Origin of the sequence: Streptomyces violaceusniger Tu 4113 (assembly GCF_000147815.2) — a bacterium.
Lineage (GTDB): Bacteria > Actinomycetota > Actinomycetes > Streptomycetales > Streptomycetaceae > Streptomyces > Streptomyces violaceusniger_A.
The window spans coordinates 634006-648577 of record NC_015957.1 but is presented as its reverse complement, the minus strand read 5'-3'; the positions used below and the strand labels follow the sequence as shown (position 1 = coordinate 648577).

At 70.8% G+C, this 14572-nt stretch carries 16 protein-coding genes; 15 read left to right on the top strand and 1 reads right to left on the bottom strand.

The genetic code is table 11. From position 1 onward, the window contains the following. Positions 1-14: 14 nt before the first annotated feature. Positions 15-836 (bottom strand): class I SAM-dependent methyltransferase, encoded by an 822-nt coding sequence (locus tag STRVI_RS02925; protein WP_014054128.1) that lies wholly within the window; start codon positions 834-836, stop codon positions 15-17. A gap of 58 nt (positions 837-894) precedes the next feature. Here STRVI_RS02925 and STRVI_RS02920 point away from each other — a divergent pair, with 58 nt between their 5' ends. From STRVI_RS02920 to STRVI_RS02855, 15 genes are all read left to right on the top strand, one after another. Next, on the top strand, positions 895-1611 hold the full coding sequence (locus tag STRVI_RS02920) for a GntR family transcriptional regulator (protein ID WP_014054127.1): 717 nt from the start codon (positions 895-897) through the stop codon (positions 1609-1611). A gap of 469 nt (positions 1612-2080) precedes the next feature. Continuing rightward, the gene (locus tag STRVI_RS55485; protein WP_014054126.1) at positions 2081-2209 is read left to right on the top strand and encodes a hypothetical protein; all 129 of its coding nucleotides are present in this window, start codon (positions 2081-2083) and stop codon (positions 2207-2209) included. A gap of 97 nt (positions 2210-2306) precedes the next feature. Then, positions 2307-2603, top strand: coding sequence for a hypothetical protein (locus STRVI_RS02915; RefSeq protein ID WP_014054125.1), 297 nt, complete (start codon positions 2307-2309; stop codon positions 2601-2603). Then, positions 2600-2929 (top strand): hypothetical protein, encoded by a 330-nt coding sequence (locus tag STRVI_RS02910; RefSeq protein ID WP_014054124.1) that lies wholly within the window; start codon positions 2600-2602, stop codon positions 2927-2929. Before STRVI_RS02915 ends, STRVI_RS02910 begins: the two co-directional genes overlap by 4 nt. Then, positions 2929-3315: an RRQRL motif-containing zinc-binding protein gene (locus STRVI_RS02905; protein ID WP_014054123.1), complete on the top strand. Its 387-nt coding sequence runs from the start codon at positions 2929-2931 to the stop codon at positions 3313-3315. Before STRVI_RS02910 ends, STRVI_RS02905 begins: the two co-directional genes overlap by 1 nt. 27 nt (positions 3316-3342) lie before the next feature. After that, the gene (locus tag STRVI_RS02900; RefSeq protein WP_014054122.1) at positions 3343-4428 is read left to right on the top strand and encodes a hypothetical protein; all 1086 of its coding nucleotides are present in this window, start codon (positions 3343-3345) and stop codon (positions 4426-4428) included. A gap of 238 nt (positions 4429-4666) precedes the next feature. Next, positions 4667-4918 (top strand): hypothetical protein, encoded by a 252-nt coding sequence (locus STRVI_RS02895; protein WP_014054121.1) that lies wholly within the window; start codon positions 4667-4669, stop codon positions 4916-4918. Positions 4919-5116: 198 nt separating this feature from the next. Then, a complete protein-coding gene (locus STRVI_RS02890) occupies positions 5117-6685 on the top strand; it encodes a hypothetical protein (RefSeq protein WP_014054120.1) in 1569 nt (522 codons plus the stop codon). A gap of 1 nt (position 6686) precedes the next feature. Next, on the top strand, positions 6687-8804 hold the full coding sequence (locus STRVI_RS02885) for a hypothetical protein (RefSeq protein ID WP_014054119.1): 2118 nt from the start codon (positions 6687-6689) through the stop codon (positions 8802-8804). 222 nt (positions 8805-9026) lie between these two features. Then, complete coding sequence (locus STRVI_RS02880) at positions 9027-9341, top strand: hypothetical protein (RefSeq protein ID WP_014054117.1); 315 nt, start codon at positions 9027-9029, stop codon at positions 9339-9341. An 86-nt stretch (positions 9342-9427) separates the two neighbouring features. Then, positions 9428-10105, top strand: coding sequence for a class I SAM-dependent methyltransferase (locus STRVI_RS02875; protein ID WP_014054116.1), 678 nt, complete (start codon positions 9428-9430; stop codon positions 10103-10105). Next, positions 10102-10941, top strand: coding sequence for a bifunctional DNA primase/polymerase (locus STRVI_RS02870; protein WP_014054115.1), 840 nt, complete (start codon positions 10102-10104; stop codon positions 10939-10941). Before STRVI_RS02875 ends, STRVI_RS02870 begins: the two co-directional genes overlap by 4 nt. Positions 10942-10943: 2 nt before the next feature. Further along, on the top strand, positions 10944-12416 hold the full coding sequence (locus STRVI_RS02865; protein ID WP_014054114.1) for a hypothetical protein: 1473 nt from the start codon (positions 10944-10946) through the stop codon (positions 12414-12416). A 468-nt stretch (positions 12417-12884) separates the two neighbouring features. Further along, complete coding sequence (locus tag STRVI_RS02860; RefSeq protein WP_014054113.1) at positions 12885-13073, top strand: helix-turn-helix transcriptional regulator; 189 nt, start codon at positions 12885-12887, stop codon at positions 13071-13073. Between the two features lie 61 nt (positions 13074-13134). Further along, entirely contained in the window at positions 13135-14499 is a 1365-nt protein-coding gene (locus tag STRVI_RS02855) for a tyrosine-type recombinase/integrase (RefSeq protein ID WP_014054112.1), read from the top strand. Positions 14500-14572: the final 73 nt, after the last annotated feature.

Below are 14572 nucleotides of genomic sequence, written 5' to 3'. Positions count from 1 at the left end.
CATTCACTTCACCGTCACATATCGCCGTCAGAGGCTCTTCCGACGGCGAGAAGATGAGAGCTGGCCGCGAGCAGTTCGGGGTAGGGCTCAGCCATCCGCGCGGCTGTCAGCGCGGAGGCGAACAGGTCGTCCGTAGGCCCTTCCCCGGGCTGCTGCTCCACTGCCTTGAGCAACGACCATGCGGGGCCCTCGATCCCGAACACCTCGACGTCGGTCAGCCCCGCCGCACGCAGTTCGCCGGCCAGTTCCTCGGCACGGTGGAAGTAGGCCAGGGTGAAGCCTTTGCCGTCGTGTACAGCGGTGCGGAGGATCTTGGAGATGGCCGTCTGTAGACGGTCGGTGTGTAGGTGGGCGTAGCTGACGTGCTCGAAGAGGGAGGCATACCGGTTGATGCCCGCCGCGGCGACCAGTCCCCCCGGCTTCACCACGCGCCGCGCCTCCGAGAGGGTCTGGCGGCGGTCTTCCGGGTCGGGCAGATGGTAGAGCGGGCCAAGGAGCTGCACGACGTCGTAGCTCGCGTCTGTCGCGTCCAGCGCTCGCGCGTCGCCCTGCGTTGCGGGGCAGATCGTCGCAGCCTGCTCGACGTGTCGGGCCACGGGGTCAATCAGCTCGACCTTGTAGCCATCTTCGATCAGCCACCGTGCGTGCGCGCCTGTGCCTCCCCCCACGTCGAGGACGCGCGCCGGGGCCGGTGGGAGGAAACGGCGCAGGATCTCCTGGGTGCGGATGAGTTCCAGCCGCCCGTCTGCCGACATGCTCAGCCGGGCGTTCTCGTCGATGACCTGTGAGTAGAAGTGTTCGATCTCCGGTGCTAGGGCCAGCTCTGGTTTCGGCATGAGGGCAGTATGCTGTGTACCGGTGGACCAGTCCAGTACGGACCTGACAAGGGGAGCCATGGCGCTGCTGAAGTACGAGGAAATCGCGGAATCCCTGCGGTCCCGGATCGCAGCGGGTGAGTTCGGGCCGGGCGAGATCGTCCCATCGGGACGGGATCTGGCCGAGCAGTGGTCCGTGTCACGGGCCACTGCCGTCAAGGCCATGGACGTGCTGCGAAACGACGGTGTGGTAGAGGCCAAGCAGGGCACGGGGTTCATCGTCACCGAGACCCCCGTGGGACGGCCGGCGGGCGGGCGCCGGGCCGGTTCGGCGCGCGTGACCGGCGGCATGCCGTTCCTGCGCGTGGGTGCCCCCGACTGGGCGACGCCTCCGGCACATGTGGCCGAGGCGCTTCGGATGGACGGCGACACGGAGGCACTTCGCCGGGTGCGCGTGATGCAGCTTCCCGACGGCAGCCCTCACAGCTATGCGGTGGCGTGGTTCCCGCCCGAGGTGGCGGATGCGGCGCCCCGCCTGGCCCAGACCGCTCCCATTGCGGAGGGCACGACGCGGTACGTGCGTCGGCAGACCGGCCGGTTCCCCGTGGAGGGGACGGACGTCACAAGGGTGCGTCTGGCGACGGAGGTCGAGGCGGAGCACTTGGGTCTGTCGGACCCAACCCCGGTGGCGGTCGTGCTGCACACGGCGTACGACCAAGAGGGGCGCCCGCTGGTCTGCGAGGAAGGGGTCACGCCGAGCCCTCTCTACGAGCGGGAAGAGACCTACGCGATGTAGCCGTCACGCACGACAGAAGGGGCTGGACCGGTCCGCCGGTCCAGCTTTTTTGTTCCCAAAAAGCAGCCCTCACCAGCAGAGATGCGATGAACCGCAATCGAATCCCACCCGAAGAGGTTGACTGGACCGGTCCACCGGTCCAGTCTATGGATGTGGCCGCAAGCCAGCCCGAACCCTTCGGGGGCGGGGCTGCTGCGCCATGCCAAAAGGGGCCCGGGACAGAGCGGGCCGAGGGACCCGGACCCCTGGTCAACCGGAGGGCAAGACCGAAAGGTCAACGTCTCGCGTGCCTGAAGCGGGAGCACGCTCCCGAAGGCGAGACAGCAGAGCTGACAACTGCCCGATCCGCCCGTCTCGAACGGGCGGTGAGGGGAGAGCGTCAGCCCTCCACGCACAGCGGCCCCGCACGGTGCTGGAACACCGGACGGGGCCTGAGACCACACCTGCCATGAACAGGAGAACGGTCCTGATGAACAAGCGTATCGGCATACCTAGCGCCGTCGTCCGGCTCACCGAGGCCCAGCGGGAGGAACTGGCCCGCAAAGCCGCTGAGGCCAACCGGCGCAGCGAGGACAACGCTCGCGCGAAGCACGGCTGAAGGCCGCTGCCCCACCCACAGAACGGCCCGCGGCGCCGGTGTTGCAGCACCGGCGCCGCTGTTTTGGGCCGTTTCCATCCGAGAGGAGTACGCCCCAATGAAGTGCATCGTTGCTGGTCATGAGGCCGTTACCGCGAAGGATTTCGCGGAGTTGGCGTTCGGTATCGACTTGGAGCTGTTCACCGGTTCGGCCGCGGAGACTGAGGACGACCGCAGGGCGCGTCTGGACGTGGCCCGCGCGGTGCTCGCGGAGCTGCGCGAGTCGGACCCGGAGGCCGCGGCGTACGCGACCGCGCTGCTGCGCACCGGTCCGATGAAGGGCAGGCGGCCGGCCGGTCGGCGCCCGCGCCGATCGGTGCGGCGCCCTGCGGTGCGGACGGCGGTTGCGGCATGAGCGAGGGTCTGGCGTTTGACGACCTGGTCGTACCGCTGCGCACGCTGCGTCTGCTGGCTGCGGACTTCGGGCACCTTCCGGCGCCGACCGTGAGCGTTTCGCCCATCTACCCGAAGCGGTTGGAGCTGTCGCTCCACTCCGACCTTCCCGGTTTCGAGGCGTGGCGCGAGGCACTTGGCATCGCGCCGGAGGACGTGAGCCATCGGGTACAGCGTGACGGCCGTACCCAGGTCCTGCGTACGGCGACCACCTACGCGGGTGCTGAGCTGGAGCTGGTCGGCTACGGCGACGTTCCCGCTTCGGTGCAGGTTGAGGCGGCGGTCTGATGTCGCCGGCGTTCGGCAAGTGCTTCGACCCGGCCGGCGCCCGCTGGGGGATCCCGACGTACCCCTGGCGCTATGCGCCGGATGACAGGTTGGCCACCAGGCGGCAGTTACGGGCCCGCGGCCTGCGCCCCGGCGGACAGCCGATCGCAGCGCAGGTGATGCGGGTCAACCGCCGCACGGGGGAAGTGCGGGTTGCCTACCTCTACCGCATCGACCGGGCCAAACAGGTCCGGCCGATGACCTCCCGCAAATGGGGCGCGCTGGCGCTGGCGATGCTCGCCCGCCGGACCTGCCCCCGCTGCCGGCTCGATGTCGGCTACTGCATACCGCGCTCGCGCGGCATCTGCGGCCTGTGCATCGCCACCGAGGAACAGGCCACCGCCTAACCCCTCTTCGAGAACCAGGAGCTCCCAATGAACGACACCCCGGAAAGGCCCCTGACCAGGGGCCAGACGATCGTCCTGTGCGCCACCGCAGTGCCCATGGTCGCCTTCGGCGGCCTGGGCGCAGTCGGCACCTACAGCAACATCACATCCGTCTTCCACCGGTCGGCCACCGCGCTCGGCGTAGTCGCGGCCGGTGAAGGCGCGACGCTGGTGCTGGCGCTGGTCCTGGTCGGTTTGACCATGCTGGGGCAGTCGGCCCCGGCTGCCGTGCGGATCGGGCTGTGGACGCTGCCGGCGGTGGCCTCGGTGACCGGCGCCGCGGTCGCTCAGTCGACCACGGAGGCGGTGGTGTTCGCAGTCACGCCCATGGCCATGTGCGTCTCCGCGGAGGGCATGGGCCTGCTGGCCCGCCGGATCGTGGTCTACCGCACCGGCGTGGACGCCGAATCGCAGCGCCGGAACGCGGCCGTGATGCAGCGGCTCGCCTACCACCGCGCCCGCGCCGCCAACCACCCCAAGAAGAAGGCCCGCGACGGCTCGGAGTTGGAGTCGTGGAAGCTGGCGAAGAAGGTCGGCGCGGGTGATGCCCTGCTCGGGGCGAACCTGGTCGACGTCCAGCGCGGACGGATGACGACCGGCGCGGACGCGGCGCTTGCGGGCATGTTCGCCCTGCCCGTCACGCCCGTCACGCCTTCTGCCCACGGCGTCACGCCCGCCCCGGCGCCGCTTCCTGTCGAGGGCGGGGATGAGGAGGGCGTCACACCCCCCATGACGGGCGTGACGCCGCCCGTGACGGAGGAAGACACGCAGGTCACGCCCGAACTGGAGACCGTGCCGCCGAAGGGCGTCACGCCCGTGACGGCCCCGCCGGAGACGCCCGTGACGCTGGAGGAGATCGCGGCTGTCGCCAGCGTGCCTACGCCGGTTGTGGGGGAGCCGCTGAGCGATTCACAGCTCGTGGTCGTCCTGCGGCACCTGCGCTACACCGACGACCCGCCCCTTTCCTACCGCCAGGCCGTGGCCGCCTTCCGCGAGGCCGGTTTCGTCGGCGGGGAACAGCGGGTGCGCCGGGCGTGGGGCTCGCTGATGTCCCACGAGGAAACCGGCGCCTGAGAAGCGTCCGGCACCACCAATGAGGGCCAGCCCAGGGCAATTGGGCTGGCCCTCATTGCGACTGCCGGAAGCAGTCGACCGCACCAGTGAAGCAGACCCGGTGAGCCCCGGCGAGCGGCACCTTTCGCAGACCCGGCGAGCAGACCCGGCGCGCTGATCTCGACATCCCACACGGCCGCAGCCCACCAAGAAGCCGCGCGCCGCCCGATCAACCCGATGCGACAGGGAGAAACCCGCAGTGACCACCCAAGCTCAGCAGACCACCGGCCCGGCCGCTCAGCAGCAGGGCTCGCACCACTTCGTCCTGACCCTGCAGAAGCCGCACGGTGGGGGCTTCATCAGCGCGACGTTCGCCAATACCTTCACGCCCCGTCCCGGTGACACCCGGGCCGACCTCTACGAGGTGCTGCGCAAGGAGATCACGCAGGCGCACCCGGAGCTGGCGGACGCGAACGTCATGTTCTTCTCGCTGGAGCCCAACGGGCTCTGAGCGGCGAGTACGGACCGATTCACCCCGGCGCGGTTGCGACTTCATGGTCCGGCTGACCGGTGGCAGGAGATCGCCGCCGCCCACCCGCGTCACCAGTAGGACCCGCCCCCAACTCCCTTTTCAGCAGTCGCCCGGACGCGGCCGGCCAAAGCGTGCGTCCGGGCGCTGCTCTCCCTTCAGACAAGGAGTGCTGTCAGCATGACCGACACCAGCACCGAAGCGGTAGCGGCCCCTCAGGCCACTGCCGCACCGCCGGTCGAGAAACCGCCTGAGCCGACACCCGCCCCGGCCCCCGCCGCTGCGTCCGGGGTGGAGCACACGCCGGGCGGGTGGCCGGTGGTGCCGCTGGCGATGACCGGCGCGAACACCACCATCGGCGCGGTCGCGTCCGCCGGCCTGGTCGGCGGACCGGTCGGCGCCATGGTCGCCGCCACCGGCGCCGTGGTCCTGGCCACGGTGGCCGCCGCCCGCTCCCGCAAGCCCAACCCCCGCCGGAATGCCCGCCGGGCCACCGCCCGCGCTGCTGGCCGTAGCGCGGGCCTGCACCGCAGCGGCGCGTTCGGCGGTGGCCGGACGGGGAACCGTTCGGGCGGCACCCGTACGGGCCGCTCGGGCGGTATGCCGGGCCGGAACCGCTCCGGCAACGGCCCCGCTGCTCGCCATGGTGGCGCGTCCACCAGCGGTAAGACCCTCGGCAAGGCCGGACACGGCGCGTCCAAGCACTCGCCCGGCGGCGCGGGGAAGAGCGCCGGTCGCATCGGGCAGATACGGAGCCTGCGGGCGTCGCAGCAGGCTAGGGCCGGATCCCGCGCGGACCAGCGGGCGCAGACCTCCGCGGCCCGCCGCGCGGTCGCCGACGCCCGCCGCAACGCCAAAGCCGCCGTCGGCACCAACCGGCTGGGCAAGCGCGGGGCCTCCGGCGGTGGCCTGCTGGGTGGTGCCGTCCGCAAGGCCCGCGCCGCGCGGGATGCGGCCATCGACAAGAACCGCGCCCGGCGGGACGCCAAGACCGGCGCCAATGTGGCGGCGCAGCGGGCGGCGGTCCGCAAGGCCCCGGCCCGGAAGGCGGCCCGGAAGGCGCTTCGGCGGTCCGCGGCCCGCTTCCACGGGCGTCGCCTGATGGCGGCCCTGCTCGCCCTGCCCGTGGGCCTGCTGGGCTGCCTGACCACCCCGCTCGGCCGCAAGCTCGGCATCCCGTGGCTGATGCACCCCGGCCGCCGCCTGTACCGGCGCCTGGTCCTCACCGCAGCCGAGCAGCGCGCCGCACGGGACGAGACCACCCGCGAGCACCTGCGCGAGCAGGAGGGCGCCGCCGACGCGGAGGCCGCGCAGGACGGCACGGAAGACGTCGCGGACAGCGTGGAGCGGCCCGCGGCCAAGGTTCCCACCGGCACCACACCTCAGGTGAGTGAAGGAGAGCACGTGTCCGGTTTCCAGTTCGAAGAGACCGCGGCCGAGATGGAGCAGGCCGCCAACTCCTACGACCCCGACAACGCCATGGAGATCCTGGCCATGGTCGAGGGGCTGCCGGCCGCGCTGACCAGCGTGGCCAATGTGATGAAGATCCTCGCCGAGCGCTCCGACAGCGAGTTCCCGCTGGAGAAGGAGGTCGCGTCCGGCTTCAACGACATCTTCGGCGCCCTGATGAGCACCGTCGCCGTCGCCGAGGACATGGGCCCGCTGTTCCGGCAGGTCCACGCCCAGGACATCGCCCGCCACGAGGACCCCCGCAACGGCAACCAGGCAGAGAAGGGCTGGAACGTCTGAGATGAGCGCCACCGCCACCGCCAAACAGCACAGCAGTGGCCCGGTGCTGGACTGGGCTGCCGGTCACGGACCCGTGACCGGCGCCTTGTCCGCGACCACCGGAGCCTTCGCCGTCGCCACCACCGGCGCCGCCACCTCCATGCCCCCCGGCTGGGCACTCGGGGTCGGCGCCGCCGGGGCCCTCGGCCACACCGTCGTCGGGCTGCGGGTGCGCAACGCCGGCCGCACTCTGGCCACCCGCGCCGCATCCTGGCTCGTCGGGGCCGGCTGGACCACCTGGGCCATGACCCACGGCCCGCTCACCTGGACCGCCCTCGGGTCCCTGGCCACGATCGGTGTCGGGATCGGCGCCGCCGCCCGCTCCACCGCCCTGTTCGAGGAGGCGCGAGAAGAGGAGGCATTCGCGGCCGAGCAGCGCCAGATCGCGCAGGAACTCTCCGCGGAGCGCCGGGAGATCGCCGCGGAATGGGTGGAGCGGATCCGACGGATCTGCAACATCACCGTGCGCGTGCTCGGCGTGGAGAAGTGGGAGACCGGTGCCGGGTACTCCCTGGACCTGGAACCGCAGGGCGGCATCACCTACGACCGCATCGCCCAGTACTCCGTGCAGCTCTCCGCAGATGCCCGGCTGCCGCACGGCTGCACCGCCACCGCCGCCCCCGGCATCCACCAGGGCCGGACCATCATGGACGTGACCACGGTCAACGTCCTGGAGGAAGAGCGCACCTACCCGGCCGACTACGGGCCGCTGTCGGTGATGACGGGCATCCCGTGGGGCTACCGCACGAACGCCGAGCAGATCCGCGCGTACCTGCGGGAACAGTGCGCGCTGGTCGTCGGCCCGACCGGATCGGGCAAGACCAACATGGTGCACGCGATCCTCGCCGGGTTCGCCCGCGCGGAGGACATGCTGACCTGGGTGATTGACCTCAACGCAGGCTCGGCGGGCCTGCCCTGGGTCCTGCCCGTCCTCAACGGCGAGGTCCGCACCCCGGAGGGCAAGCCGGTCCGGCCGGGGGTGGACTGGCTCGCCGGTACCTACGAGGAAGCCGTGACCATGCTGGATGCGGCGGTACGGGTCGCCAAGCAGCGCAAGATGGGCTACCAGGACCTGCTCGCCAAGGCGAATACGGACCTGCTGCCGATCAGCCCGGCCATCCCTCAGATCATGCTGGTGATCGATGAGGGCGCGGAGATCCTGGCCAGCACCGACCGGCGGATGCGCAAGCTCGGCGAGAAGATCCTGGAAGTCATCCGGATCGCCCGCGCCATGGGTCTGCGCACCGTGCTGACCGCGCTCGGAGCAACCGGCAGCGTCCTGGGCAATCTGATGATCCGCCGGGAAGCCAAGGTCCGCGTCGCACTCACCGGCGGCGAGACCGAGGGCATGGACCTGAGCAAGATGTTCCCCGGCACCCGCGGCCTGCGCGTGGACCAGGCCCCCTACAAGGGGTCAGGGTTCATGGGCACCCCGGAGTCCCCGGCCGCGCTGTTCAAGACCTGGCGCGTCCTGCCGAACCAGATCAGGGAGATCATCGCCGCCACATCCGACCGGCACCCCGTCCTGGACACGCTGTCCGCCAAGGCAGCCGGGCCCGCCTACGCCCGCCGCTGGGACGCTGACCGCATCGGATGGATGCGCGACCACACCCCCCGCACCGACGAGGGCACCGACAACGCTCCATCAGGGTCGGGGCTGAATCTGTCCGCGCTGCGGGGCGAGCAGGACAGCGGGCAGGACTCGCCGGAAGACGAGATGCTGCGCCGTTTCCGGGCCGAGATCGATGCCCAGTTCGCCACCGCCCCCGACCCGAGCGCCCCCGACTCGGACGCTCTCCCGGCCGACCGGGGTGGGCTGAACCTGTCGGCGCTGCGGGGCGAGCAGGACAGCCCCGCGCAGCGGGAAGCGCTCGCGCTGCTGCTCGCCGCCGGCGCCGAGGGCACTGGAGCATCGGCCATCGCCCGCGCGCTGGCCGACACCCACGGCACGACCCGTCAGACGGTCGTCGGCTGGCTCAAGGCGTGGGTGGAGAACGGGACCGCCGTGCGTGTCGGGGAGGGCACCAAGGCCCGCTACGTCCACCGCCAGCACGCCCCCGGGCAGCCCCCCGAGAGCTGATCGCTTGTCGCCTGTCGGCACGCACCGCACAACAGGCCCCATGGACGGGCTGGGAGGCCCGGAAATGGCTTGTGACCTGCGAGGCGACAAGCGACAAGACAAGACAAGCGACAAGCCAGACGACAAGCCGCACGACAAGAAAGACGACAAGCACACCACCCACCGCACGGGCCCGCGCCACCTGTCGGCGCGGGCCCGCGGCACACCCCGAGGGAGCCAGAAATGAGCCAGCACACCCCGCCCGGCCAGATGGCCCCGCACATACCCGCCGACGTCTACCAGCGCGCACAGGCCACCGGACAGCCGGTCGTCATCGTCGTCAACGACACCACCCCGACCGGCTTCCCGTGGCAGCGCGTCCTGATCCCGTTCGCCATCGCCGGAGCGGTCGTCGCCGGGGGCTGGGGACTGGCCGCCGCCCTGTGCTGGCTGATGGACGTCGCCGCCCACACCGCAACCGTCATCGCCGGAGCCACCGCCGGCCCCCTCGGCGTCGGCGGCATCACCCTCAAGCTCTTCCAGCCCAAGAACAAGTAACGCCCGGGGCGGCCCCCTCTCACGCCAATGAACCGGGGCCGCCCCGGGCGGTTTCTCCGTCCCCAAGGAACAGGAGTACTCCCAGAATGACTCAACCGACCCTGATCCGGCGATCCCGCCTCCCGCGGGTGCTGGATGCGTTCTGCTGCCAGGGCGGCGCCGGCATGGGCTACCGCCTCGCCGGATTCGACGTGACCGGCATCGATCTCGCCCCACAACCGCGCTATCCGTTCCGCTTCATCCAGGCCGATGCGGTGGCGTTCATCCGCGAGCACGGTGCGGAGTTCGACTTCATCCACGCCTCCCCGCCGTGCCAGCACGACAGCGAGTGCCAGCGAATCCAGGGCAACGCCCATCCCGACCTGATCGCCCCCACCCGCGCCGCTCTGGAGTCCACCGGCCGCCCGTGGGTGATCGAAAACGTCCGCGGCGCGGTGCCCAAGCTGCGCGGGCCGGTGATGCTGTGCGGGCCCATGTTCGGGCTGGCCACCTACCGGCACCGGTACTTCGAGCCCGGCGGCGGACTCGTCCTCACGGCCACGAAGCACCCGGCGCACACCGTGCCTCAGGCGAAGATGGGCCGCCCGGTCCCGCCCGGCTGGTACGGCCAGTACATCGGCAACTTCTCCGGCGTCGGCCAGGCCCGCCGTGTGATGGGCGTGGAGTGGATGAACCGCGACGGCATCCGCGAATGCATCCCGCCCGCCTACACGCAGTGGATCGGCCGTGCCTTCCTCACCACCCGATGGGAGGTAGCCGCATGAGCGGGCACCTGCACACGGCCCTCCGGCTCGCGGCCGAGGGCCTGCCCGTGCTGCCGCTGCGCAAGGGCAAGGTGCCCTTCGGGAACTGCCCGGCCTGCGCCAGGAACGCCTGTGGCGGCCGACCGAACATGAAGACCCCCGGCCCCTGCATCTGTCCCGACCCCTGCCACGCGTGGGCCGCCGCCACGACCGACCCGTCCGTCATCGCCTCGCCCGCGTGGGCGCCGGCATGGCGGGAGGCCCTGACGGTGGCCTACCACCCCGGCGGCGCCGGCCTCACCGTTGTCGACCTCGACAACGCGGCGGCCGTCGCGTGGGCCCGCGAGACGCTGCCCGCCACCCGCACCGTCGCCACGACGCGCGGCGAGCACTGGATCTACCAGGGCGCCATGCGCTCCGTAAACGCCGTCCGTGACGGCGTGGACATCAAGTCCACGATGGCCTACGCCCGGTGGCTCGGCCCCGGCACCGGCACCATGACGTCGCTGCCGGCGGTCGTGCGCGCCCTGGCCGTGAAGGAGCCCTCCACGGTCCGGCAGGCGCCGCACGCCGTCACCGTGCCCGCATGGGCCGGGGAAGGCGCGTGCCGCCACCGCACGCCCACCTACCTGGACCGTGGCATCGCCATGGCCGAGCAGCGCATCACCGAGGCCCGCAGCGCGGTCCATGCCACCGTCTACCGGACCTTCCTCGCCGTGCTCTCCACCCACGGCCGGTGCGGCTGCCTCACCGAGGCCCACATCGCGCGACTGTTCACCGCCGCGCAGGCCAAGGGCGAATCGCCCCGGCACTGCACCGATGCGTGGACCAACGCCCGGACCACGTTGGGACTGTGACCATGTCCGACGACGAGAAGAACCCCGCCCGCGAGGTCATCACCGACTACGCACAGGCCCACTTCCGGTACTTCCGCACCGCCGACGGAACCGTGTACGCGCAGAAGAACGGCCACCCGGTGGCCCGCCCGATCCGCTCACAGGGCACCACGGGAAGCCACCGCCAGGAACTCATGGTCGGCCTGTTCAGGGACGGGCGCGGCGTGTTCAACGGGACCGCACTCAAGGAGGCATTGGACTTGATCGAAGCACTCGCGCTGACTGAGGACGTACAGCCCACCCACATCCGCGTCGCCCCCGGATTCGACGGGGCGACCTGGCTGGACCTGGGCCGCAACGACGGCAAGTCCGTCCGCATCCACCCCACCGGCTGGGACATCCTCACCCCCGACCCGCAGGAAGTCTGCTGGCGGCGCACCCAGCTCACCGGCGAACTCCCCCTGCCCGCCAAGGACACCGACGGCAAGGGCATCGACCTCCTGCTCCGCCTGTGTAACTTCGCCAGCGCAGAGACCGAGTGCCTGGCCATCGCCTGGCTGATCGGCTGCCTGGAGCCGTCCGTGCCCGTGCCCGCCCCGTTCCTCACCGGCCCCCAAGGGGCGGGCAAGTCCACCGGCGGCCGGATGCTCGTACGGATCATCGAGGGCATGAGCGGTGACCTGCGCCGGGCGCCGAAAGATGAGGAAAACATGATCACGGCCGTTGCCGCCGGATGGGTCACCGCCCTGGACAACCTCTCCCACCTGCCCCCGGACCTGTCCGACCTCATGTGCTGCATCGTGACCGGCGCCGAGAGCATCAAGCGCGCGCTGTTCACCGACGGGGACGTCGTCCGCTCCCGCTACCGGCGCCCCATGCTCCTGACCGGCATCGACGTCGGCGTCATCAGGCCCGACCTCGCCGAACGCCTCCTCCCGCTCCGTCTCGTGCGGCCCCGGGTGCGGCGAACCGAGGCAGAGCTGTGGACCGAGTACGCGGAGATCCTGCCGGTAGTTCTCGGCTCCCTGCTGGACCTGACAGTCAAGGTGCGGGCCGCCCAGGCGGACACCCCCACCGACCTGAGGATGGCCGACTTCGCCCACCTGTGCGCGCAACTCGACACGGCTACCGGCTTCGGCTCACTGGCCGCGTACCGGGCCAGCCTCGATGACCTCAACGACGACGTCATCGAAGGAGACCTCCTCGCGCAGACGGTTCTCAAGCACGCGGCCGGGCTCGACACGGGCGCGGAAGTGCGTATGTCGTCCTCGGAGTGGCTGCACTGCCTCACCGGCCTCTACAGCGGCGAGGAGTGCCGCCCCCTCAAGGGCTGGCCCACCACCGGCAAGGTCCTCTCCGACCGGCTCAAGCGGCTACAACCGACCCTCGCCGCACGCGGCGTCCTCATCGACTGGGGCCGCACCAGCTCCGCCCGCTACATCGAGATGACCCGCCCCGCGACACCGCCCCCGCACCAGCAGGACGCGGCGTTCTGACCCGCGCCACCACGGCGCCGAACAGCAAGAGGAGCACCCAGCGCCCCTGCACGGTGCTCCTCTTGCTGTTCCGGCGGCCTGCCGCCGCCGCACAAGACGCGCCGCGCAGCGGCTCCTTCTTCACGTCCTGAGCCGCACCGCACCACCACAGACACCACCCCTCTCTTTTTCCTAAGAGAAGAGACCCTGCGTCACCCACGTCACCAGCCACCCGACCCCGGCCCCTGACCAGCAGTGACAGCGGTGACGCAGACGGCCAAACCTGCGTCATCACGCGTCACCCGCGTCACAGGTGACAGAACCCCGCCCCACCCTGTGACACGCCCCGAGCTGCCCTCGTCACTGGATAACCGCAGGTCAGAGCCGCAAATGACGTGCGTGACGCGATGACGCAGAAATCCGCGCTTCGGACAGGCGCGGCCCCTGGAAAGCCCAACACCCCGCCATCAGAGCGAAGGAGTCGAACGCGTGGCACGCGACGACAAGCTCAAGCTCCCCGACGTCCTCAAAGAGATCAAGATGAGCCGTGCCGCCTTCTACCGGATGCGCGCCCGCGGCAAGGCCCCGAAGCTCATCAAGCTCCCGAACGGCCACCTGCGCGTCCGTCGAAGCGACCTCGACGCCTGGTGGCGAGACCTCGACTCCCCCGCTTACTGACCCACCCCCGAAGGGGACCGGCCGCGCCGCGACCGGTCCCCTTTCGCATGGAAGGAACCACGTGGCGCACACGTTCAAAGTCCGCGTCTGGGCCGTACGGCAGCGGAAGGACCGGGGGCAGTCCTCGGCCGAGCTGCGCTGGAAGGTCGGGGACACCCCGCACTCCCAGACGTTCCGCACCAAGACCCTGGCCGACGGCCGCCGCGCGGAACTGCTCACCGCAGTGAACAACGGCGAGCGGTTCGACGAGGCGACCGGCCTGCCCCTGTCTGAGCTGCGCAAGCTCAATGACGTGAGCTGGTACCAGCACGCCCGCGACTACATCGAGATGAAGTGGCCGGCCGCTCCCGCGAAGACCCGGACCACGCTGGCCGAGGCCATGGCCAGTGCCACCCCTGCCCTGGTGAGTACGCGCCGCGGCATGCCGGAGGCTCGGCAGCTTCGCCGCGCGCTGTATAGCTGGGCTTTCAACCTGAACCGATGGACGGAGGACCCACCCGCAGACGTACAGCGCACGCTGGAATGGGTCGAGCGACACGCGGTGCCCATGAGCGCCCTGGATGACCCGCTGCTGCTCCGGAAGGTGCTCACAGCCTTCACGGTCCGGCTGGACGGGAAGGCCGCCGCCGCTTCTGTGGTCCGGCGGAAGCGTGCGATCTTCCACAATGCCCTTGGGTTCGCCGTGGAGGCTCGGCGGCTCGACGCCAACCCGCTTCCGCAGGTGCAGTGGTCCATCCCCAACCCTGTGGAGCAGGTGGACCCCGGGGCCGTGGTCAACCCACGGCAAGCCCGTCGTCTGCTGGAGGCCGTGAGCGAGCAGGGCGACCGAGGGAAGCACCTCCGGGCGTTCTTCGGGTGCCTCTACCACGCTGGGCTACGCCCCGGTGAGGCCGTGTGGCTGCGCCGCGAGAACTGTGAGCTGCCCCTGGAAGGGTGGGGCACGCTGCACCTCGACGGCTCCCGGCCGCGCGTCGGAAGCTCCTGGACCGACTCAGGCACCGCCCATGACCAGCGCGGACTGAAATGGCGCCCCGAGAAGGACGTGCGGCACGTCCCGATCCCGCCCGGCTTCGTGTCCATGCTGCGGGAGCACCTGGAGACGTACGGCGCGGCCCCCGATGGCCGACTCTTCCGGACCGCCCGCGGCGGTCTGGTTCAGGAGAGCGGCTACGGGGAGGTCTGGGCACGGGCCCGAAAGGTGGCGCTCGGGCCGGAGCAGCGGGCTTCACCGCTTGGCGCCCGCCCGTATGACCTGCGTCACGCGTGCGTCTCGCTGTGGCTGAACTCGGGGGTGGACCCCGTAGAGGTCGCGCGCCGTGCGGGTCACACGGTCGCCGTGCTGCTGAAGGTCTACGCGAAGTGTCTGGACGGCGCCACAGCCATGGCGAACGCCCGGATCGATGAGGCGCTGAAGAACTGGGGATGATCCCCGAGCGTGCCCCACGCATGCCCCACACGCAGTGGTCAGCACGCGAGATCGGGTGAGACACAGCGGGATA